Annotated in this window: 14 protein-coding genes; 8 read left to right on the top strand and 6 right to left on the bottom strand. The window is 72.6% G+C overall.

The window, feature by feature from the left end; translation table 11 throughout:
* Window positions 1-9: 9 nt before the first annotated feature.
* Both OG299_RS13000 and OG299_RS12995 read right to left on the bottom strand, forming a co-directional pair.
* A complete protein-coding gene (locus tag OG299_RS13000) occupies window positions 10-1,236 on the bottom strand; it encodes a PQQ-dependent sugar dehydrogenase (protein ID WP_327361577.1) in 1,227 nt (408 codons plus the stop codon).
* 176 nt (window positions 1,237-1,412) lie between these two features.
* A complete protein-coding gene (locus OG299_RS12995) occupies window positions 1,413-2,420 on the bottom strand; it encodes an aldo/keto reductase (protein WP_327361576.1) in 1,008 nt (335 codons plus the stop codon).
* Between the two features lie 79 nt (window positions 2,421-2,499).
* On the opposite strand from OG299_RS12995, the gene OG299_RS12990 reads away from it, so the two are divergent.
* From OG299_RS12990 to serA, 6 genes are all read left to right on the top strand, one after another.
* Window positions 2,500-3,447 carry a 2-hydroxyacid dehydrogenase gene (locus OG299_RS12990; protein ID WP_327361575.1) on the top strand — a complete coding sequence of 316 codons (948 nt, stop codon included), beginning with the start codon at window positions 2,500-2,502 and terminating at the stop codon, window positions 3,445-3,447.
* 351 nt (window positions 3,448-3,798) lie between these two features.
* Window positions 3,799-6,651: a putative bifunctional diguanylate cyclase/phosphodiesterase gene (locus tag OG299_RS12985; protein WP_327361574.1), complete on the top strand. Its 2,853-nt coding sequence runs from the start codon at window positions 3,799-3,801 to the stop codon at window positions 6,649-6,651.
* 204 nt (window positions 6,652-6,855) lie between these two features.
* A complete protein-coding gene (locus OG299_RS12980) occupies window positions 6,856-8,742 on the top strand; it encodes an acetolactate synthase large subunit (protein WP_266625149.1) in 1,887 nt (628 codons plus the stop codon).
* A 32-nt stretch (window positions 8,743-8,774) separates the two neighbouring features.
* Entirely contained in the window at window positions 8,775-9,299 is a 525-nt protein-coding gene (gene ilvN, locus OG299_RS12975; protein WP_054223586.1) for an acetolactate synthase small subunit, read from the top strand.
* Between the two features lie 108 nt (window positions 9,300-9,407).
* On the top strand, window positions 9,408-10,409 hold the full coding sequence (gene ilvC, locus OG299_RS12970) for a ketol-acid reductoisomerase (RefSeq protein WP_266625143.1): 1,002 nt from the start codon (window positions 9,408-9,410) through the stop codon (window positions 10,407-10,409).
* A 277-nt stretch (window positions 10,410-10,686) separates the two neighbouring features.
* The gene (gene serA / locus OG299_RS12965; protein ID WP_266625142.1) at window positions 10,687-12,276 is read left to right on the top strand and encodes a phosphoglycerate dehydrogenase; all 1,590 of its coding nucleotides are present in this window, start codon (window positions 10,687-10,689) and stop codon (window positions 12,274-12,276) included.
* A gap of 115 nt (window positions 12,277-12,391) precedes the next feature.
* Here the strand turns inward: serA and OG299_RS12960 are convergent, their stop codons facing one another.
* A complete protein-coding gene (locus OG299_RS12960; RefSeq protein WP_327361573.1) occupies window positions 12,392-13,930 on the bottom strand; it encodes an MFS transporter in 1,539 nt (512 codons plus the stop codon).
* An 89-nt stretch (window positions 13,931-14,019) separates the two neighbouring features.
* Between OG299_RS12960 and OG299_RS12955 the strand changes: the two genes are divergently transcribed.
* Complete coding sequence (locus tag OG299_RS12955) at window positions 14,020-14,610, top strand: TetR/AcrR family transcriptional regulator (protein WP_327361572.1); 591 nt, start codon at window positions 14,020-14,022, stop codon at window positions 14,608-14,610.
* A gap of 42 nt (window positions 14,611-14,652) precedes the next feature.
* On the opposite strand, the gene OG299_RS12950 is transcribed toward OG299_RS12955, so the two are convergent.
* Together OG299_RS12950 and OG299_RS12945 are read right to left on the bottom strand one after the other, a co-directional pair.
* Window positions 14,653-15,591 (bottom strand): hypothetical protein, encoded by a 939-nt coding sequence (locus OG299_RS12950; protein ID WP_327361571.1) that lies wholly within the window; start codon window positions 15,589-15,591, stop codon window positions 14,653-14,655.
* Window positions 15,588-16,007: a hypothetical protein gene (locus OG299_RS12945; protein WP_266625134.1), complete on the bottom strand. Its 420-nt coding sequence runs from the start codon at window positions 16,005-16,007 to the stop codon at window positions 15,588-15,590. Before OG299_RS12945 ends, OG299_RS12950 begins: the two co-directional genes overlap by 4 nt.
* A 189-nt stretch (window positions 16,008-16,196) precedes the next feature.
* Between OG299_RS12945 and OG299_RS12940 the strand changes: the two genes are divergently transcribed.
* On the top strand, window positions 16,197-20,585 hold the full coding sequence (locus OG299_RS12940; RefSeq protein ID WP_327361570.1) for a CHAT domain-containing protein: 4,389 nt from the start codon (window positions 16,197-16,199) through the stop codon (window positions 20,583-20,585).
* A 65-nt stretch (window positions 20,586-20,650) separates the two neighbouring features.
* Here OG299_RS12940 and OG299_RS12935 read toward each other — a convergent pair whose 3' ends face one another.
* Window positions 20,651-21,808: a PucR family transcriptional regulator gene (locus OG299_RS12935; RefSeq protein WP_266625130.1), complete on the bottom strand. Its 1,158-nt coding sequence runs from the start codon at window positions 21,806-21,808 to the stop codon at window positions 20,651-20,653.
* Window positions 21,809-21,917 lie beyond the last annotated feature (109 nt).

Here is a 21,917-nt window from a genome sequence, read left to right as displayed (position 1 = left end):
ACCCGTCGGTTACCGCACCGTCAGTGTCAGGATCCTGTCGTCGCCCGCCTCCGGCGATCCGCGCCCGTCCGTCTCGCTCGTGACCAGCAGCAATCTGTCCCCGCCGAGGGCGATCACCGTGCGCAGCCGGCCGTACTTCCCCGTCAGGAAGGCCTCGGGCTCGGCCACGGGATTCGCCCCGGCCAGCGGGATCCGCCACAGCCGCTCGCCCTTCAGCCCGGCCATCCACACCGAGCCCTGCGCCCAGGCGATCCCGCTCGGCGAGGCCTCGTCGGTCTTCCACACGGCCACCGGATCACGCAGGCCGGGCTTGCCCGCCTTCCCCTCGGCCTCCGGCCAGCCGTAGTTCGCGCCGGGCTCGATCAGATTCAGCTCGTCCCAGGTGTTCTGGCCGAACTCGGCCGCCCACAGCCGTTTGTCCTTGTCCCAGGCCAGCCCCTGCACATTGCGGTGCCCGTAGGAATAGACGATGGAGTCGGCCTCCGGATTCCCGTGCACCGGCTGCCCGTCCGGGGTCATCCGCAGGATCTTGCCGCCCAGCGACTTCTTGTCCTGCGCGAGCCCGGTGTCGCCCGTCTCGCCCGTCCCCGCGTAGAGCATCTTGTCCGGGCCGAAGGCGATCCGCCCGCCGTTGTGGACCAGGCCCTTGGGGATGCCCCGCAACACCGTGTCCGGCGCGCCCAGTTGCTGACCGGCGTCCCTCTGCTCGTCGTAGCGCATCCGGGCGATGCGGTTGTCGGACTCCGTCGTGAAGTACGCGTACACCATGCGGTCCGAGGCGTACGAGGGCGACAGCGCGAGCCCCAGCAGCCCGCCCTCCCCGCCCGGGGCCACCCCGGGCACCTTGCCGATCGGCGTCACCTTGCCCGTGGCCACCGCGACCCTGCTGATCGTCCCCTTGTCCCGCGAGGCGACCAGCAGGTCCCCGTCGGGCAGCGGGGCCACCCCCCACGGAGACTCCAGGTCCTTGGCGATCTCGCCCGCCACCGTCACGGAGCCCTTGGCCGGCGGCGGGGCCGCCCCCGAGGAGCCGGACGGGGAGCCTGTGGGGCCGGCCGCCGACGGTGTGGGTGCCGCGCGGGGTGGTGACGTGCCCGCCTCGCTGCCGGGGGCGCCCGCCGGTGCGCAGCCCCCCGCCAGCAGAGCCCCGCATCCGGCCAGGGCGAACGCCGCCAGCACTCCGCGGGTCCGGGGCCGCGGGCCCTCGTACAACTCGTGCGCCTGTCCGTATCGCATCGTCCTGCTCCCCTCCGGTCCTGCGATCGTGCCCTTCACCTGTCTCAACAGCTGCGGCAGTTCCCGAAGTTCCACCACTCGTACACCCGATCGAGTGGTTGTGCCGGGGCCGGCCAAAGGGCCCCGGAACCGGCTACGGCCCCGGACCCGGACCCGGACCCGGGCCCGGGCCCCGCTCAGTCCCAGGCTCCCACCGCCGCCGGCAGGGCCGCGATCTCGGCCAGGTCCCCGGCCGTCAGCCGGACCTGCGCCGCCCCCGCGTTCTCCGCCGCCCAGTGCGCCCGGTCGGCCCCCGGCACCGGCACCACCTGCGGCCCCTGCGCCAGCACCCACGCCAGCGCCACCTGCGCCGCCGTCACCTGCGCCCCGTGCCGCCGGGCCACCCGCCGCAGCCCCGCCACCAGCACCTGGTTCGCCGCCATCGACTCCGCCGTGAACCGGGGATGCCGCGCCCGTACGTCCTCCCACTCGAAGCCCTCGCCCGGCCTGAGCGTCCCGGTCAGGAACCCGCTGCCCAGCGGCATCGCCGCCAGGAATCCCACCCCGCGCGCCGCACACCACGGCAGCAGCTGCCGCGCCGCCTCCGGGGACCACACCGACAGCTCCGCCTGCACGGCGCTCACCGGGAACACCTGCTGGACCCGCTCCAGGTGCCCCAAGGTCACCCGGTACGCCCGGTCCCCGCGCCGCCCCGCCCCCGGTCCGGCCCCCGCGCCCAGCGCGCAGAACCCGAGCGCCCGCACCTTCCCGGCGCCCACCAGCTCCGCCATCGCCCCCCAGGTCTCCTCCACCGGGACGTCCGGATCGACCCGGTGCAGCTGGTAGAGGTCTATGACGTCCGTCCGCAGCCGCCGCAGCGAGGCGTCGCAGGCCCGCCGCATGTAACCGGGCCGACCGTCCGCCACCACGTGCTGCTCGCCCGCCCGCAGCCCCACCTTGGCGGACACGAACGCCTCCGCCCGCCGCTCCCGCAGCACCCGCCCCAGCAGGAGCTCATTGGTGTACGGCCCGTACAGGTCGGCGGTGTCCAGCAGGTTCGCCCCCAGGTCCAGCGCGGTGTGCACCGTGGCCAGCGACTCCTCGCCGCGGCGCCGGGAGGGCGCGTACGCCCAGCTCATCGGCATGCACCCGAGCCCGACGGCGCCCACCGCCAGCGCCCCCGCCCCGATCGACCTGCGCTCCACCCGTGCGTCCCCCTCCCGGTCCGGCAAACAAACTAACGGTTTGATCAGGATCCTTTGGCCTTGGCATAGCCTCATGATCATGACTGCAAAGACAGCGGACGTCTGGCTCCCGTTCCCCGCCGAGGAGATCGAGGGCCTCCCCGACACCTTCCGCTACCGCCACTGGGACGGTGAGGACACCTTCCCGGCCGATCCGGCCGCCTGCGTCTTCTACGTCACCCCGTACATGAAGCCCGCCGAGGTCACCCTGCGCCCGCTGGCCGGCATGCCGGACCTCGAGGTCGTGCAGACGCTGACCGCGGGCATCGACCACGTCCTGGGCGGCCTCGGCCTCCTGCACCCCGGCGTACGGCTGTGCAACGCGCGCGGCGTCCACGAGGCGAGCACCGCCGAGCTGGCGCTCACCCTCACCCTCGCCTCGCTGCGCGGCATCCCCGGCATGGTGCGCGGCCAGGACCGCGAGGAGTGGCACGGCGGCTTCTACGACGCCCTCGCCGACAAGTCCGCACTGATCGTCGGGTACGGATCGATCGGCGCGGCCATCGAGGACCGGCTCGCGCCCTTCGAGTGCGCGCGGGTCACACGGGTCGCACGCTCGGCGCGCACCACCACGCGCGGGCCGGTGCACGCGCACGCCGAACTGCCCCGGCTCCTCCCGCAGGCCGACGTGGTGATCCTCTCCACGCCGCTGACCGACGCGACGCGGGGCCTGGCCGACGCCGCCTTCCTCGCCCGCATGAAGGACGGCGCCCTGCTGGTGAACGTGGCGCGCGGCCCCGTCGCCGACACCGCCGCGCTGCTGGCGGAACTGGAGTCGGGCCGGCTGCGCGCGGCACTCGACGTCACCGACCCCGAACCGCTGCCCGCGGGCCATCCGCTCTGGCATGCTCCGAACGTCCTGATCACGCCTCATGTCGGCGGCAGCAGCACGGCGTTCGCTCCGCGGGCCAAGCGGCTGGTGGCCCGCCAGCTGCACCGGTTCGCCGCCGGGGAGCCCGTCGAGAACACGGTCCTGATCACCGGGTGACGCGCTGTGCGCACGCTCCGCATCCGTCCGGACGCGCACAGTGGTCACAACTCCCCGCGTGGTAACGGAGAGTAGACCATCTATGTCCCTGAGTGACGAAAGTGGTGTATCGTCCGGACCAAGGGGCTGCAGCGCGTTCGTCGGGCGCTGGGGAGTGATCGGACACTTTGGGGGGCGACGGGCGATGCACGGCCAATGGACGAAGGATCCGATGCGGCACAGCCGCCGGAAGCGACGCTGCAGGGACTGGGCCGCGCCGGAACCAGCCGGCGAGGGGGACCGGTGAGTGCCCCGGGGGCGGCGCTGCTGACGCGGCAGCCCGTCCCGGGAAGCGGTGGCAGGAGCCTGGCGATGCAGTTGCTGCTCGCCGTGATCAGCGGCGGGTACGCCGTCGGCGCCGCCCTCGGCTGGGGCACCGAGGAACTCGCCGAGATCATGGGCGACTTCGGGCTCAGCGCCGCCGCCCTGCTCGCCGCCGTCTCCTGCTACACCTACGCACGGGCCATCGACAGCCGAGAGCGCCCGGCCTGGCTGCTCTTCGCGTTCTCCTCCCTCATGGGAGCCTGCGGCAACGCCGTCTGGGGCTGGTACGAGGTGATCCTCGGCGAGGCCGTCCCGAAGCCCTCGGTCGCCGACTTCGCGTTCCTGTGCTTCGCGCCGCCCGCCATCGTGGGCCTGCTCGTCCTCGCCAAACGCCCGGTCACCCGCGCCGGCTGGGTCTGCCTCGGGCTCGACTCCTGGCTCATCGGCGGATCCCTGCTCACCCTGTCCTGGAGCCTGGCCCTCGCGCACGCGGCGCGCACCGCCCAGTCCGGGGCCCCCGGCAGCGTCCCGCGCGCCGCGCTCTCCCTCGCCTACCCGCTGCTGGACATCGCGCTCGTCTCCATGGTGCTGGTCCTGCACTTCCGGCGCTCCGAGGCGAACCGCTCGGCCGTCAACACCGCCATCGCGGCCCTCGCCCTGACCGTGCTCAGCGACGCCCTGTTCACCTCGCCGCTGCTGAGCGCCGAATACCAGTCCGGGCAGCTGCTCGACGCCGGCTGGTTCGCCGGCTCGCTGCTGCTCGCGTACGCACCCTGGGGCGCCCGGCGCATCCATCCGAACCCGGGGGCGCCGGGGCTTCCGCGCGCCGGCCGCCCCGTCGGCCGCCCCATCACCGGCTCGCTGCCCGCCCTCACGCCGTACCTCGCGGCGGCCGTCTGCACCCTGGGCATCCTGTACAACGTCGTCGACGGCCGGAAGGTCGACCGGGTGGTCGTCTTCACCGGCTGCACGGTCGTGCTCGCCCTCGTCATCCGGCAGGGCATCATGCTCATCGACAACATCGCGCTGACGCAGGAACTGGCCCAGAAGGAGAACCACTTCCGCTCCCTGGTCCAGGGCTCCAGTGACGTCATCATGATCGCCGCCCCCACCGGGACCCTGCGGTACGTCAGCCCCGCGGCGGCCGGGGTCTACGGGCGCGAGGCCGAGGAGCTCGTCGGCGCCGAGCTCGCCACCCTGATCCACCCGCACGACCTGGGCCGGGTGGTCCACGAGGTGCGCCGCTTCCTCGCCGCACCGCCCGCCGAGGAGCCGACCACCCGCATCGAATGCCGCTTCGAATCGGGCAGCGGCGAATGGCTCAACGTGGAGTCCACCGTCAACCGCCACCAGGGCGGCCTCATCCTCAACAGCCGGGACGTCACCGAGCGGGTCCGCCTCCAGGCGCAGCTCCAGCACAGCGCCGAGCACGATCCGCTGACCGACCTGCCCAACCGGGCCCTGTTCACCCGCCGGGTCCGCCAGGCCCTGACCGGCCGGCGCGCGGGGGACCACAGCACCGCCGTGCTCTTCATCGACCTCGACGGCTTCAAGGCGGTCAACGACACCATCGGCCACCAGGCCGGCGACGAGCTGCTCATCGAGGCCGCGCACCGGCTCCAGGACTCGGTGCGCGCCGGGGACACCGCGGCCCGCCTCGGCGGCGACGAGTTCGCGGCGCTGATCCAGGGCGACGGAAGCCGCGACCGCAGCGCCCGCGAGTACCAGGTGCAAGAGATCGCGGACCGGCTGCGCACCACCCTGTCCCAGCCGTACCGGATCTCCGGCAGCGAGGTCCGGGTCGCCGCGAGCATCGGCGTGGCCTTCGCCGACCCCGGCATCACCCCTTCGGACCTGATGCGCAACGCGGATCTCGCGATGTACCGCGCCAAGGCGGGCGGCAAGGACCGGGTCGAGCTGTACGCGCCCCAGATGCAGGCCGAGGTCGTACGGAAGGCGGAGCTCGCCGGGCGGCTGCGCACCGCGCTGCACGACGGGGAGTTCGCCCTGCTGCACCAGCCCGTGGTCTCGCTGGCCAGCGGCGAGGTCACGGCCGTGGCGGCGCAGGCCCGCTGGCGCTCGGCCCAGGGGATCCTGTTCACCCCGGCGGAATTCCTCCGGGTGGCCGAGTACAGCGAGGGCGCGGCGGTCGGGCCGGACGGCCGCGGCGGGCCCCCCGGGGGCGCGCCCACCCGGGCCGCCGAGCTGGGGCGCTGGCTGCTGGAGGAGGCCGTGGGGCAGGCCGCCGAGCGGCACCGGATCGGGCACGACGTACCGGTGGCCGTCCGGATGAGCGCGCAGCGGCTGCTGGACCTGGGGCCGGCAGCCGGGGGAGCCGTGCCGCTCGGCTCCGTGGAGGCCCTGCTGAACCGCCACGGGCTGCCCTCCGGGGCCCTGGTGGTCGAACTGGCCGACAGCGACCCCCGAGTCCCCTTCGACGAGCTGGAGCGGCGCCTGGCGGCCCTGCGCGGGCTCGGGGTCCTGATCGCCCTGGACGGCTTCGGCAGCGGCTACGCGGCCATCAGCGCCCTGCGCCGGCTCCCCGTGGACATCCTGAAGCTGGACAGAGGCCTGGTCGAGGGAGTGGTCGAATCCGCCCGGCTCCACAAGATCACCGCAGGTTTGTTGCGTATTGCAAATGATTTGGGCATGCAGTCGGTGGCCGACGGGGTGGACCTCCCCGAGCAGGTCATGGCGCTGCGCGCCATGGGCTGCACGCACGGCCAGGGAGCGGCCTTTTCCGGCCCGCTCGACGAGTACAGGCTGCGCCGCGCGCTCGTGCGCGGTACGTTCCCAGTACCGGGCGGAGCGGCCCAGCCCGCCTTGGCCGGTGGTTCGTCCGGGGGCTCGATGGCCATCCATAGAGGCTCACATAATGAGACGCCCGTCCCACCCGCTTGACATCCCCCTCCCGCCGGAGGGAGGGTCAGTGCCATGCGCACCCGAATTCTCGTACTTGGAAAGCGCGTCGGCTGAAGCTGGGACCCACATGTCCCCGCTCCGCACACCCGACGCGCTCCCCTCGCTTGCCTCCTGGCACGAGGGGTTTTTTGTTGCACTGGCACACCTTCGAATCCTCGTAAAACCCTCAGCCTCGAGAAGAGAATGCCGATGACCGAGCAGGCCACCGGGGCCCACCATCCGCAGCCGCGGCCCCGTTCCGGCGGACACCAGCCCGCCGCAGTTGAGCACGTCACGGGTGCGCAGTCCCTCATCCGCTCTCTCGAAGAGGTGGGGTGCGACACCGTCTTCGGAATCCCGGGCGGGGCCATCCTCCCGGCCTACGACCCGATGATGGACAGCACCAAGGTGCGCCACATCCTGGTCCGCCACGAGCAGGGCGCCGGCCACGCTGCGACCGGCTATGCGCAGGCCACCGGCAAGGTGGGTGTCTGCATGGCCACCTCCGGCCCGGGCGCCACCAACCTGGTCACCCCGATCGCCGACGCGCACATGGACTCCGTGCCGCTCGTCGCGATCACCGGCCAGGTCTCCTCCAAGGCGATCGGCACCGACGCCTTCCAGGAGGCGGACATCGTCGGCATCACGATGCCGATCACCAAGCACAACTTCCTGGTCACCAAGGCCGCGGACATCCCGAGGACGATCGCCGAGGCCTTCCACATCGCCTCCACCGGCCGTCCCGGCCCGGTCCTGGTCGACATCGCCAAGGACGCCCTGCAGGCGAAGACCACCTTCACGTGGCCGCCCACGCAGGACCTCCCGGGCTACCGACCGGTCACCAAGCCGCACGCCAAGCAGATCCGCGAGGCCGCCAAGCTCATCTGCCAGGCCAAGCGCCCGGTCCTGTACGTCGGCGGCGGCATCATGAAGTCCGGCGCGACCGCCGAACTGAAGGTCCTGGCCGAGCTGACCGGCGTCCCGGTCACCACCACGCTGATGGCGCTGGGCTCCTTCCCCGACAGCCACCCGCTGCACGTGGGCATGCCGGGCATGCACGGCGCGGTCACCGCCGTCACCGCCCTGCAGAAGTCGGACCTGCTGATCGCGCTCGGCACCCGCTTCGACGACCGCGTCACCGGCAAGCTGGACAGCTTCGCCCCGTTCGCCAAGGTCATCCACGCGGACATCGACCCGGCCGAGATCGGCAAGAACCGCGAGGTCGACGTCCCGATCGTCGGTGACGCCCGCGAGGTCATCGCCGACCTGATCCAGGCGGTCCAGGCCGAGCACACCGAGGGCAACGCCGGGGACTACTCCGCCTGGTGGAAGGACCTCAGCCGCTGGCGCGAGACCTACCCGCTGGGCTACGAGACCCCCGCGGACGGCATGCTCTCCCCGCAGCAGGTCATCCAGCGCATCGGCGAACTCGCGCCCGAGCACACCATCTACGCGGCCGGCGTCGGCCAGCACCAGATGTGGGCCTCGCACTTCGTCAACTACGAGGAGCCCCGCACCTGGCTGAACTCCGGCGGCGCCGGAACCATGGGCTACGCGGTCCCGGCCGCGATGGGCGCCAAGGTCGGCATGCCGGACCGCACGGTCTGGGCGATCGACGGTGACGGCTGCTTCCAGATGACCAATCAGGAACTGGTCACCTGCGCGCTGAACAACATCCCGATCAAGGTCGCGATCATCAACAACGGTGCGCTGGGCATGGTCCGCCAGTGGCAGACCCTGTTCTACAACCAGCGGTACTCCAACACCGTCCTGCACGCGGACGAGACGGGCCACGACACCGTCGGCTCCCAGCTCGGCGAGTCCACCGCCCCCCGCAAGGGCACCCGCGTCCCGGACTTCGTCAAGCTGTCCGAGGCCATGGGCTGCGTGGCGCTGCGCTGCGAGGACCCGGCCGACCTGGACAAGGTCATCGCCGAGGCCAACGCGATCAACGACCGTACGGTCGTGATCGACTTCATCGTCCACGAGGACGCCATGGTGTGGCCGATGGTCGCCGCCGGCACCTCCAACGACGAGGTCATGGCAGCCCGGGGCGTCCGTCCCGACTTCGGCGACAACGAAGACGACTGAGCCGAGAGAGCCTGAGAGAGAGAACGACTCACATGTCCAAGCACACGCTCTCCGTCCTGGTCGAGAACACGCCCGGCATCCTCGCCCGGATCGCCGCGCTGTTCTCCCGCCGCGGGTTCAACATCGACTCCCTCGCGGTCGGCGTCACCGAGCACCCCGACATCTCGCGCATCACCATCGTCGTGAACGTCGAGGACCTCCCGCTGGAGCAGGTGACCAAGCAGCTGAACAAGCTGGTCAACGTGCTCAAGATCGTCGAGCTGGAGCCGCACAACGCCATCGAGCGCGAACTCGTTCTGGTGAAGGTCCGGGCCGACAACGAGACCCGGTCCCAGATCATCGAGATCGTCCAGCTGTTCCGCGCCAAGACGGTCGACGTCTCCCCCGAGGCCGTCACCATCGAGGCCACCGGCGGCGCCGACAAGCTCGGCGCGATGCTCAAGATGCTGGAGCCGTTCGGCATCAAGGAGCTCGTGCAGTCCGGCACGATCGCCATAGGGCGCGGCGGCCGGTCCATCACGGACCGCAGCCTGCGCGCGCTCGACCGCAGCGCCTGAGCAACACCCTGACGTCGCGTTGCCTCTCGCATCGCGAGACCAGGAAACTTCCTCCCCGTTCCCCGCCGTACGGTGGGAGCAACACCAGCGCACCAAGGAGATATCCCAGTGGCCGAGCTGTTCTACGAGAACGACGCCGACCTGTCCATCATCCAGGGCCGCAAGGTCGCGGTCATCGGCTACGGCAGCCAGGGCCACGCCCACGCGCTGTCGCTGCGTGACTCCGGCGTCGACGTCGTCGTCGGCCTGAAGGAGGGCTCGAAGTCCAAGGCCAAGGCCGAGGAGCAGGGCCTGAAGGTCGTCTCGGTGTCCGAGGCCGCGGCCTGGGCGAACGTCATCATGATCCTGACCCCGGACCCGCTCCAGGCCGAGATCTACGAGGAGTCCATCAAGGAGCACCTCGAGGAGGGCGACGCGCTCTTCTTCGGCCACGGCTTCAACGTCCGCTACGGCTTCATCAAGCCCCCGGCCAACGTGGACGTCGCCCTGGTCGCCCCGAAGGGCCCGGGCCACCTGGTCCGCCGCCAGTACGAGGAAGGCCGCGGCGTGCCCTGCATCGCCGCCGTCGAGCAGGACTTCTCGGGCAGCGCCTTCGCCCTCGCGCTCTCGTACGCGGCCGGCATCGGCGGCACCCGCGCCGGCGTCATCAAGACCACCTTCACCGAGGAGACCGAGACCGACCTGTTCGGTGAGCAGGCCGTCCTCTGCGGTGGCGCCTCCGCCCTGGTCAAGGCCGGTTTCGAGACCCTGACCGAGGCCGGCTACCAGCCGGAGATCGCGTACTTCGAGTGCCTGCACGAGCTGAAGCTCATCGTGGACCTCATGTACGAGGGCGGCCTGGAGAAGATGCGCTGGTCGGTCTCCGAGACCGCCGAGTGGGGCGACTACATCACCGGCCCCCGCATCATCACGGACGCCACCAAGGCCGAGATGAAGCAGATCCTCGCCGAGATCCAGAGCGGCGAGTTCGCCAACACCTGGATGGCCGAGTACAAGGCCGGTCTGCCGAAGTACAACGAGTACAAGAAGGCCGACGAGGCACACCTGCTCGAGACCACCGGCAAGAAGCTGCGCAAGCTGATGAGCTGGGTCGACAGCGACGAGAGCTGATCTCGCAGCCGTGGGGGCCGGGGCGGCGCACCGTCCCGGCCCCGCGGTGCACCACCGGTTCGGCGGAATGCAGGCCCGCTCCGGCGCGGCTTGTCCACCCCGGCCAACCCCGGACGGGTGATCCTTCCGGACAGGCGGAATTCCAGCCGGGATCCGCCACTACACTGCTCAACACAACGCGTCAGGCCCACAGTGTCGTGCGTCTTCCACGCGGCTACCCCCTCCACCGCCTGCGGCCGTCGGGACGGCCGTCCGCACTGGACTTGTGAGGACCCACGTGAGCTCGAAACCTGTCGTACTCATCGCCGAAGAGCTGTCGCCCGCCACGGTGGACGCGCTCGGCCCGGACTTCGAGATCCGGCACGTCAACGGAGCCGACCGCGCGGAGCTGCTCCCCGCGATCGTGGACGTCGACGCCATCCTCGTGCGCTCCGCGACCAAGGTCGACGCGGAGGCCATCGCCGCCGCCAAGAAGCTGAAGGTCGTCGCCCGCGCCGGTGTCGGCCTCGACAACGTCGACGTCTCCTCGGCCACCAAGGCCGGCGTGATGGTCGTGAACGCCCCGACCTCCAACATCGTGACCGCCGCCGAGCTCGCCTGCGGCCTGCTCGTCGCCTCGGCCCGCAACATCCCGCAGGCCAACACCGCCCTGAAGAACGGCGAGTGGAAGCGGAACAAGTACACGGGCGTCGAACTCAGCGAGAAGACCCTCGGTGTCGTCGGCCTCGGCCGCATCGGCGTCCTGGTCGCCCAGCGCATGTCGGCCTTCGGCATGAAGATCGTCGCGTACGACCCCTACGTACAGCCCGCGCGCGCCGCCCAGATGGGCGTCAAGATGCTGACGCTGGACGAGCTCCTCGAGGTCGCCGACTTCATCACCGTGCACCTGCCCAAGACCCCCGAGACCCTCGGTCTCATCGGGGACGAGGCCCTGCACAAGGTCAAGCCCTCCGTCCGCATCGTCAACGCCGCGCGCGGCGGGATCGTGGACGAGGCCGCCCTGTACTCGGCCATCAAGGAGGGCCGCGTCGCCGGCGCCGGCCTCGACGTGTACGCGAAGGAGCCCTGCACGGACTCCCCGCTGTTCGAGCTCGACCAGGTCGTCTGCACCCCGCACCTCGGCGCGTCCACGGACGAGGCCCAGGAGAAGGCCGGCATCTCGGTCGCCAAGTCGGTGCGCCTCGCGCTCGCCGGCGAGCTCGTACCGGACGCGGTCAACGTCCAGGGCGGCGTCATCGCCGAGGACGTACGTCCGGGCCTGCCGCTCGCCGAGAAGCTCGGCCGCATCTTCACCGCCCTCGCAGGCGAGGTCGCGGTCCGCCTCGACGTCGAGGTCTGCGGCGAGATCACCCAGCACGACGTCAAGGTGCTGGAACTCTCCGCCCTCAAGGGTGTCTTCGAGGACGTCGTCGACGAGACGGTCTCCTACGTCAACGCCCCGCTGTTCGCGCAGGAGCGCGGCGTCGAGGTGCGCCTGACCACCAGCTCGGAGTCCCCGGACCACCGCAACGTGGTGACCGTGCGCGGCACCCTGTCGGACGGTCAGGAGGTCTCGGTCTCCGGCACCCTCGCCGGCCCGAAGCACCTGCAGAAGATCGTCGGCATCGGCGAGTACGACGTGGACCTGGCGCTGGCCGAGCAGATGCTCGTGCTGCGCTACACCGACCGACCGGGCGTGGTCGGCACCGTCGGCCGCATCCTCGGCGAGGCCGGCCTGAACATCGCGGGCATGCAGGTCGCCCGCGCCGAGGAGGGCGGCGAGGCGCTCGGCGTCCTCACGGTCGACGCCGAGGTCCCGGTGAACGTCCTCGCGGAGATCGCCGAGGAGATCGGCGCCGTCTCGGCGCGTACGGTCAGCCTCGGCTGAACCCCGTAGCGGGCGGCAGTCGCCGCCCGCCGCGCAGCAACGGACGAAGGGCCCGGGGAGTTCTCCCCGGGCCCTTCGCCGTGTTCCGCCGCTGCTCCGTCCGGCCGTACGGGGCTCAGCCCGCGAGGGGCGCTGCCTGTGCGGCGGGCTGTGCGGCCGCGGCCGGGGCCGGGGCGCCGAGCCCCCGCGTCAGGGCCACCGCGAGGGCGCCGCCCGCGAGCAGCAGGGCCGCACCGCCCCAGGCCGCGTACTGCATGCCGTGGACGAAGGCCTCGCGGGCCAGGGCCAGTACCTGCTCGCCGGCCGCACCGCCGAGCTGGTGGGCGGTGGCGACGGCGCCGCCCAGGGTCTCCCGTGCGGCGGGCTCCGCACTCGGCAGATCGGAGCGGTAGACGGCGGTGCCGAGGCTGCCCAGGACCGCCATGCCCAGCGCCCCGCCGAACTCCGACCCGGTCTCCAGCAGGGAGGCGGCGGAACCGGCCTTCTCGGCAGGGGCCGAGCCGAGGGCCATGTCGGAGACCAGGGACATCACGGTGACGAGGCCGGAGGCCAGCACGCCGGCGCCGGTCAGCAGCAGCCACAGCGAGTCGCTGCCGACGAGGCCGATGAGGGCGAACCCGCCGGCGGCGAGGACGAAGCCGCCGGCGATGACGTACGCCCGGTCGGTCTTCTGGGCCAGGGCGGCGCCGACCGGGGCGGCGGCGCCGATGAGGAGCGAGGGGGCGAGGCTCCACAGGGCGGCTTCCAGCGTGCCCATGCCGAGCACCGACTGCAGGTACTGGGTGGTGAAGTAGGCCGAGCCCATCATGGCGAAGGCGGCGATGGTGTTGAGGGCGATCCCCGCGCCGAATCCGCGGCCCCGGAACAGGGCCCGGGCGACCATGGCGTCGTCACGGCTGCGCTGGCGGCGGACGAAGACGAACCCGAAGGCCAGGCCCACGGCCACGGAGAGCGCGTAGAGCGGTTCGAGGCCCTCGGCGGCGATCTCCTTGAGGCCGTACACGACCGGGAGCACGGCGGCCGTCGACAGCGGGACGCTCAGCAGGTCGAAGCGGCCGGGGGCCGGGTCCTTGAACTCGGGGACCAGCACCGGGACGAGGACCAGCAGGAGCAGCATCGCGGGCACGTTGATCAGGAAGACCGAACCCCACCAGAAGTGGTTCAGCATCAGGCCGCTCAGGACCGAGCCGAGGGCGATCCCGCCGGTCATGGCCCCGGACCAGATCGCGATGGCCTGGCCGCGCTGCCTGGCGTCCTGGAACAGGTTGCGTACGAGCGCCAGCGTGGAGGGCATCAGGGTCGCGCCGCCGATGCCGAGCAGGACGCGGGCCGCGATCAGCATCTCGGCGCTGGTGGCGTAGGCGGCGCCGACGGAGGCGAGCCCGAATGCGGTCGCTCCCATCAGCAGCAGCTTGCGGCGGCCGATCCGGTCGCCGAGCGAACCCATGGTGATGAGCAGCCCCGCGAGGGCGAAGGCGTAGCTGTCGAAGATCCACAGCTGCTGGGTGGCGCTCGGGTCGAGCTCCTGGGTGATGGCCGGGATGGCGAAGTAGAGGACGGAGACGTCCATGGAGACCAGGAGCAGGGGCAGCAGGAGAACGGTGAAGGCGGTCCATTCCCGGCGGCCGGCGAGACGTGCTGCGGAGTTCGTCATGAGCAGCAATGTACAAGCGTCATAAACGCTTGTCTAGTACGAGCGTATGGAACGCTTGTCTATGACGGTTGTCTTGATACGGTGAGGGCATGGGACACCGTGAAGATCTGCTCGAAGGCGCCAAGAAGTGCCTGGTCGAGAAGGGTTTCGTGCGGACGACCGCGCGCGACATCGTCAATGCCTCCGGGGCGAACCTCGCGTCGATCGGCTACCACTACGGCTCGAAGGACGCCCTGCTGACGCAGGCCTACGTCGAACTCGCGCAGGAGTGGGGCGACTCCTTCTCGCCGGAGGTCACCGGCGAGGGGGGCTCGCTGGAACGCTTCCGCTCCGTATGGGACGGCGTGATCGGCCGTCAGGAGGAGTCGGCCCCGATGTGGGCGGCCAGCATGGAGGTCGCGCTCAGCCGTGACCGGATGCCGGAGCTGCGGGCGATGCTGGCGGCTTCGCAGGGCGAGGGCCGCCGGGGGCTCATCGCCATGCTGACCGGCGTCCCCGAGAAGGACCTCGACGAGCGGGACGAGCGGACGCTCGGCGGACTGTACGAGGCCCTGCTGACCGGGGTGATGGCGCAGTGGCTGTTCAACCCGGAAGGCGCGGTCACCGCGGAGGAGTTGACGGAGGGCATGCGGCGCACCGCGGAGATGATCACGAAGGCCAAGGGCGGCGACCCGGCCTGAGCCGCCGCCGGGCCATCGGGGCTCCGGCCGGTCGGGATTCCCTCAGGGGAGCGTGCCGGCCGGGCCCTGCGGCGCGGCGACGGCGTCCCGCAGCCGGGCCGTGACCGCCTGTCCCGCGCCGCCGGCCGTGGACAGGGAGGTGATGCCGAGCCGTTCGGCCAAGTCCCCGAGGTGCAGGTCGGTGGCGCTCTCGATCAGCTCGGCCAGTGCGTCGGCAGCGGCGCGGGAGCGCGGCACGGCGCAGGCGAGTACGGCGGGACCGATCAGGGCGGCCGGCCACCAGACGGCAGCGAGCAGGGTGAAGAGCAGGCCCCAGGCCGCCAGACGCGCCGTCGAGGCGTAGCCGCTGCGCGCGGTGGCGATGTCGGTGCGCAGTTCTTCGGGCAGCACGGTCCACAGCCGTGGCCAGACGAGCGCGAAGTCGTCGACCCCGTTGACCGCGCCGGCCCGCGTGGTGGTCCGGGCGAAGCGGTCGCCGATCCGCGTCGGACACACGGGCCGGGCGGGGCCGAGCCGGTCACGGCGCCGCTGGAGGGCCCGTACCCGCGCGGCGGCCCGGGCGGGGTCGAGTCCGGGGTGCGGGGGCTGTGCGGCCTGCAGGATCGCGGCCTTCAGACGGCGCGTCGCCTGGTCCCACACCCCTTGGCGGCGTCGGAGCAGCCAGGCCGCCGGGGCCGGGTCGGCGGGCAGGGCCCACACCCGCTCGACCAGGCCGCCCAGGGCGCCGGCCAGGAGGCCGATGCCGGCCGCCGCCAGCAGGACGGCGCCCGCGGCGAGCACGGCGGTGACGGAGGTGTGCGCGGCAGGGCGGGAAGCGAGCTGGTCCAGCCACTGCGCCAGCCGTCCGGCGGCGAACGGCCGCCCCTGGCCCAGGTGCAGTCCGGCGGCGAGCAGGGCGATCCACAGCAGCCCCGGCAGGAGCACGGCGCCCAGCCACCGGTCGGCGAGTTTCGTGCCGATCTGGGTCAGGAAGGTGCTCACGAGGTCACAGGCCGATAGGGCTTCATCCGGGCGTCCCGGCCGTGGGCGGCCGCGCATTCGGGCGGGCGCGGGGACTCGTCCGGGGTGACCACGCGGTCGCACCGGGAGAAGGGGCAGGTCCAGCCGGCCACCCCGGCCGTGCCGGTCATCCCCGGAGGCAGGGTCGGGACCCCCGGGAGCGGGACGCCCTCGCGACTGGTCCATCCCGCCAGGCCCTGGCGCGCGCAGGACCGCTCGACGGCGTCGACCAGTTCGGCCATCCGCCGCGGGGCGGGCTCGGCCGGGCCGGCGAGCAGCGCCAGCAGGTCGTCGAGCTCGGGTCCGGCCCCGCCCTCCCGGATGATCTCCCGCAGGGACGGCCAGCGGCTGAGCTGGTCGCACAACAGCCCCACCCGGCTCCTGGTTGCCGCGTCCATACCCGAGGTGTCCTCCCGCTCGGCCCCGTCCTGGCGGCTCGCCTGCCCATGCGGCGGGACCGCCCCGCCGAATGCGCCATCGTCGTCCGGAAAAGCGTACGTCGCACCCCGCGGGGCGTGGGTACGATCCACAAGTCGGCGACCGGGACGCGTACTTGGAGGCAGGCGTGCAAGCAGGCGTGGAGGGTCATGCCGGACCGTGAAGCAGCGCTCGGAGTCCTCCGCGACCACGTCGCCCGCGCGGCCGCCGACCCCGCGCTGATACTCGACGACGCTGCCGCCCGGGCCGCGGCCGCCCTCCTGGAATCACCCGACCCGGCGGGCGATCTGACGACGGCGCACGCACTGGGCTGGTACCACTGGTTACGCTTCCTGGCCCTGGGCGACACGAGGGTCCCGAGCGATCTGGACCCCGTCATCCGGTTCCTGACCCCCGTGTTCCGGGCAGATCCGGAGCGCGTCCCCGAAGAAGTACGCGCCGTGCTCGCCGGCCACCTGGCGAAGTCCCCGCCCGCGCCGCAGCCCACGGCGGGCGCGCAGGGCCCGGCCGAACTCAGGCGACGGGCGATGGGTCTGATCGATGCGTACCAGCGCACCCGGCGCTGGCAGGCGCTGGACGAGGCGATCGCCCTGCTGCGCAGGGCACTCGACGCCACCCCGCCGGACCGCCCCGAACGCGCCGGCCGGCTGACCGACCTGGGCACCGCCCTCGGAATGCTGTTCGAGGACACCGGGGAGACGGACCACCTGCGGGAAGCGGTGGCGGCAAGCCGCGAGGCGGTCTCGCTCAGCCCGCCCAAAGACCCCGGGCGGCGCCACCACCTGAGCAACCTCGCCGTCTCCCTGCGGCATCTGTACCACCGCACCGACGACACGGCCGTGCTGGACGAGGCGGTACGGACCGCCCAGGAGACCGTGGCCCTCACTCCGCCCGGACATCCGGGCCAGGCCGCGGAACTGGCGAGCCTCGTCCATCTCCTCGACATCCAGAGCGACCGCAGGGGGCAGCAGGGAGGGGAGGGCGCACTCCGGGCCGCGCGCGAGGCCGTGGCCCGCACCTCACCGCAGGATCCGCGCCGCGCCGGACTCCTCGACGTGCTCGGCAGCGCCCTCGAAGCCGAGTACCGGCACACCGGCCGGCTCGGCGCCCTGGAGGAGGCCGCCGAGGCCGTTCGTGAAGCAGCATCCCTCACGCCCCAGGGGCATCCCGACCGTCTCAGGTACCTGATCAACCTCGAGACCTCCCTCAGGGCGCTGTACCGGCGCACCGAGCGGCCGGAGCTGTTGGAGGAAGCGGTCCGGTACGGACGGGAAGCGGCGTCCGCCACCCCGTCCGACTCGCCCCACCGGCTCCGCGTGGTGACGAACCTCGGCGCATCGCTCCTCGAGCTCTACGTCGCATCGAAACGGCTCGCTCTTCTGGAAGAGGCGGCCGTGATCGGACGCGAGGCCGTGGCGGCGACGCCACCGGACCACCCCCGCCGCATCGCGCAGCTCGAACACCTCGGACTCGTACTGGGATTCCTGGCCGAGCGCACCCGTGAGGTGGACGTACTGGAGGAGGCGGTGCGAACGATGCGCGAGACGGTGGCGGCGATGCCCCGCGAGGACCGCCGCCGTGACGCGAGCGTCCGGTTGTTCCACGACCACCTTCGGCTCCTGTTCGCCGCGACCGACCGCGTGGACGTACTGGAGGAGGCGCTCCAGGTCCTCGGCGAGGCCACGGCGGCCGCGCCCCCGGACGATCCCGCGCGCGGCGCCGGTCTGGACGAACTCACCATCGACCTCCAGACGTTGTTCGAGCGGACCGGCCGACCGGAACTGCTGGAGCAGGCGGTGCGGACCGGACGCGAGGCGCTGGCCGCCGTCCCGGACGACGAGATCCACCGGGCCGCGCGCCTCACGAATCTCGGTGGCGCACTGGCCGGGCTCTACGAGCAGACCGGACGGCCGGACCTCCTGCGCGAGGCGACCGAGGCCGAGCGCGAGGGTCTCGTGCTCATGCCCCCCGGTCACCCCAAACGCGCCCTGCACCTCCTCAACTTGGAGAACGCACTGCTGCGGCTGTACGTCCGCACGGCGCAGCCGACGGTCCTGGAGGAGGCGGTACGGATCGGGCGTGAGGCCGTGGCGGACGCCCCGGTCGGCCATCCCGAGCGCGCGCAGGCCCTGACCGCCCTGGGCGGCGCCCTGGGCCTCCTCCACGAACGCACCGGCGAGACGGCCCCGCTGGAAGAGGCGGTCCGGGCCGAGCGGGAGGCGGTGGAACTCACTCCCCGGGACCATCCGCAACGCGCGATGTACCTGAACAACGTGGCGAGCGCCCTCCACCGCCTGTCCGAGCGCACAGACCGCCAGGCGGATCTGGAGGAGGCGGTCCAGGCCGTGCGCGAGGCCGTGGCACTCACCCCGGACGACCATCCGGCCCGGGCCGGACGGTTGAGGAACCTTGCGGCCGTCCTCGGCTCGCTGCACGGTCGCACCCGGCAGATGGACTCCCTCCTGGAGGCGCTGCGGATCTCGCGGCAGGCACTGGACCTCACCCCCGAGGGCCGGCCCCAGTACGCCGGGCAGTTGAACCACCTCGCCGCGACCTTGGTGACCACGTTCCGGAAGGCGAAGCGCACGTTCAAGGAGCCCGGGACCGTGACCGTCGAGGAGGCGGCCCACTTCGAGAACCCCACGTTCGGCTGGATCGGGTGGCTGTTGCAGAGCCGGGAACTGATGGACCCCCGGATCCTGGACGAAGCGGCGCAGGCGGCGCGCGAGGCCGTGCGGGCCACGCCCGTCGACCACCCGGAACGTGCCGCGTACCTCGTCAACCTGGGGACCGCCCTCGAGACCAGGTCCGAACACGGCGGACAGGGCGACCTGCTCGAGGAGGCGCGCCGCTGCTACCGCGAGGCGGGCGAGAGCACGGCCGCCTCGACGTTCCAGCGCATCGACGCCCACCGGCGCCTCGCCCGGCTGTCCGCGGAGCCCGAACACGCAGCGGAGGGGCTGCGAGCCGTGGAGAAGGCGATCGAGCTCGTGGGGATCCTCGCGCCGGGAAGCCTCACCCGTGCCGATCGGGAGCACCAGATCGGCCGGGTCGCCGACCTGGCGGGCGAGGCCGCCGCGGCCGCCCTGTTCGCCGGCCGGCCGGCCCGGGCCGTGGAACTGCTGGAACGCGTACGGGGCATCCTCGCCGCCGACGCGCTCGCAGTGCCCGGCGACGACCGCGCGCGGCTCGATGAACACGCCCCTCACCTGGCGGTGGAGCTCGACCGGCTGCGCGCCCGCCTCGCGGCCCCGGACCGGCCGGCCTCCCCGTACGGCCGCCGTCCGGTGGCAGGCGTCGCCGCCGAGCAGGTGCCGGATGCCGGGCGGCGCCTGGCCGCGGACCGGCGCGAGGCCTACGAAGCCTGGCAGGGGCTGCTGACGCGCATCCGCTCGGTTCCGGGGTGCGAGGACTTCCTGGAGGCACCCTCCGTCCGCCTCCTGTCCCGGCAGGCACAGGAAGGGCCCGTCGTCTTCGTGACCACGAGCCGCTCACGCTGCGACGCGCTCATCCTGAGGGACCGCGGAGACCGGGAACCCGTCGAGGTGGTGCCGCTGACCGGCCTCACGCATGACGACGCCTACGCCTGGGCCAACCGGCTGCTCACCGCCCGGCGGAGGGCCACCGACCCCGCGCTCGACCCCATGAACCGCATCAAGGCACAGCGGGACGTCCTCGCCGTCCTGGAACTGCTGTGGACCGCGGTGGCCGAGCCCGTGCTGGAACGTCTCGGCCACACCGCCGCTCCTCGAAGCGGCGAAGCCTGGCCGCGCGTGTGGTGGTGCCCGGTCGGGATCCTCGCCTTCCTCCCGCTCCACGCCGCCGGCCGTACTACGGCCGACGGGACGGGCGGCGACACCACGCTGATGGACCGCGTCGTCTCCTCGTACACCACGACCGTCCGGGTGCTGGCCCATGCGCGCGCACGCCGGTCGACGGCCGTGGAGGACGGCACGCTGATCGTGCCCGTGCCCGACGTCCCCGACATGCCGCTGCCGGGGATCGCCGACGAGATCAGCGCGATCACCGGGATGGTGCCGGACGCCCGGGTGCTGACCGACGCCACCCGCGCCGGCGTGCTGGAGGCGCTGCCCCGCCACGGCACGGCCCACTTCGCCTGCCACGGCTACGCCGATCCGGACGACCCGGCGCGCAGCCACCTCGTGCTGACCGACCGCGCCGAGGCTCCGCTGACCATCGCCGACATCAGCGCCCTGCAGCTCAGCGCCTCGCTGAGCTATCTGTCGGCGTGCGACACCGGTGTCTCCCCGTCCCGCCTGGCCGACGAATCGCTCCACATCACCGGTGCGTTCCAGATCGCGGGGTACCAGCACGTCATCGGCACCCTCTGGTCGGTCGACGACCGCGCCGCCGCCGAACTGGCCGCCGAGTTCTACGCCCACCTCACCGCCGACGGCACCACCGCGCCCCGCACCGGACTCAGCGCGCATGCCCTGCACCACGCCGTCAGGCGCATGCGCGCCCGCTACCCGTACAGCCCCGGACTGTGGGCCGCCCATACGCACACGGGCAGTTGAGCGCCCGGCGTCCGACGCCGGCGCGCTGTGGGCAGGCCCCCGCCGGTGACCTGGCGGATCTGCGATCAGCCGTGCAGGCGGGCCGCCTTGAGGGCCATGTGGAGCAGCAGGCGGTCCTCGCCCTCGTCCAGGTCGAGGCCGGTCAGCTGTTCCACCCGGCCGAGCCGGTAGTACAGGGTCTGGCGGTGGATGCCCAGGGCCGCCGCCGCGCGGCCCGCCTGGCCCGCGCAGTCCAGGAACAGCTCGGCGGTCCGGGCGAGTTCCCGGTGCGCGGGCTGGAGCAGGACGCGGGTCGCCGGGTCGCCCTCCCGGTCGGCGGCCGAGAGCGCCGCCAGCATCCGGTACGGGCCGATCTCCGACCACTGGGCCACCGGGCCGAACCGCGGCTGGGCCGCGGCCGCCTGCGCCGCCGCCGAGGCCTCCGACCAGGCGTCGGCCAGCGCGGTCAGCTCCCGGCGGGGCTCCGCGATCCCGGCGGTGGGGCCCGTGTGCGGCCGGGCGGCCGACGTGTCGGCGTGGGGCAGCAGCCGCGTCGCGACGCCCACGGCCGGTACGAGCACCTCCCCCGAGCGGAGCCTGACCAGTACGGCGAGGGCCTGGTGCCCCGGCCGGGGCACGGTGCAGACCGCCGCCGTGCCCGGTACCGACGCCGGGGCCTCGCCGGCCCACGGCGTCACGCACACCACCGCGTGCAGCCCGTCCGCCCCCGGACCCAGCGCCACCCGGAGCGCGGCCACCGCCATGTCCTGCTGCCCGCCCCGGCCGGCCGTGAGCACCGCCCGGAACTCCCGGGACAGGTCGGCCCCCGCCTTCGCCTCCTCGGCGAGCAGGATCCCGATCCGCTCGGCCACCTCCATGGCCGCCGCCAGGACGTCCGGACCGGGGCCCGGCTCCTGGTCGAGGAGCCATACGTAGCCCTGCACGATCCCGCGGTACCGCGCCGGCAGGCAGATCCGTCCCCGGAAGACCCCCGCGTCCGGCGCCGCCGGGATGCGCACCGGCCCGGTGGCCCGCGCGATGCCGAAGCCCTCGAACCAGGCCCGTACGGCCGCCGTCGACTGGCGGGTCAGGATCGAGCGGGTGCGCACCGGGTCCATCGCGAGATCGTCGTCGCTGTCGTGCGCGCCGAAGGCGATGAGGCGGAAGTCCCGGTTCTCCAGCGTCGCCGGGGCGCCGAGAAGCGCCGAGATCTCATCCACCAGGTCCTGGTAATCGCCCTTCACCCGGACATTCTCCCACTCGGAAACCCCGTCTTCAGACAGATGTATGAGATCGGGGACACGGATGCGTGACAGCTGTCGATGGCAGAGGATCAAAGCGATCCTTAGGTTT

The sequence above is a fragment of the Streptomyces sp. NBC_01296 genome (assembly GCF_035984415.1).
GTDB lineage: Bacteria > Actinomycetota > Actinomycetes > Streptomycetales > Streptomycetaceae > Streptomyces.
Note: the sequence above shows the minus strand (reverse complement) of the source record. Positions and strands in the feature narration are given on the sequence as shown.

What these genes read in the sequence shown, in the direction of transcription:
- OG299_RS12940 (WP_327361570.1), top strand. Translation starts at nt 16,197, where the DNA reads ATGCCGGACCGTGAAGCAGCGCTCGGAGTCCTCCGCGACCACGTCGCC.
- OG299_RS12955 (WP_327361572.1), top strand. Translation starts at nt 14,020, where the DNA reads ATGGGACACCGTGAAGATCTGCTCGAAGGCGCCAAGAAGTGCCTGGTC.
- OG299_RS12985 (WP_327361574.1), top strand. Translation starts at nt 3,799, where the DNA reads ATGCAGTTGCTGCTCGCCGTGATCAGCGGCGGGTACGCCGTCGGCGCC.
- OG299_RS12960 (WP_327361573.1), bottom strand. Translation starts at nt 13,930, where the DNA reads ATGACGAACTCCGCAGCACGTCTCGCCGGCCGCCGGGAATGGACCGCC.
- OG299_RS13000 (WP_327361577.1), bottom strand. Translation starts at nt 1,236, where the DNA reads ATGCGATACGGACAGGCGCACGAGTTGTACGAGGGCCCGCGGCCCCGG.
- ilvN (WP_054223586.1), top strand. Translation starts at nt 8,775, where the DNA reads ATGTCCAAGCACACGCTCTCCGTCCTGGTCGAGAACACGCCCGGCATC.
- OG299_RS12980 (WP_266625149.1), top strand. Translation starts at nt 6,856, where the DNA reads ATGCCGATGACCGAGCAGGCCACCGGGGCCCACCATCCGCAGCCGCGG.
- OG299_RS12990 (WP_327361575.1), top strand. Translation starts at nt 2,500, where the DNA reads ATGACTGCAAAGACAGCGGACGTCTGGCTCCCGTTCCCCGCCGAGGAG.
- OG299_RS12945 (WP_266625134.1), bottom strand. Translation starts at nt 16,007, where the DNA reads ATGGACGCGGCAACCAGGAGCCGGGTGGGGCTGTTGTGCGACCAGCTC.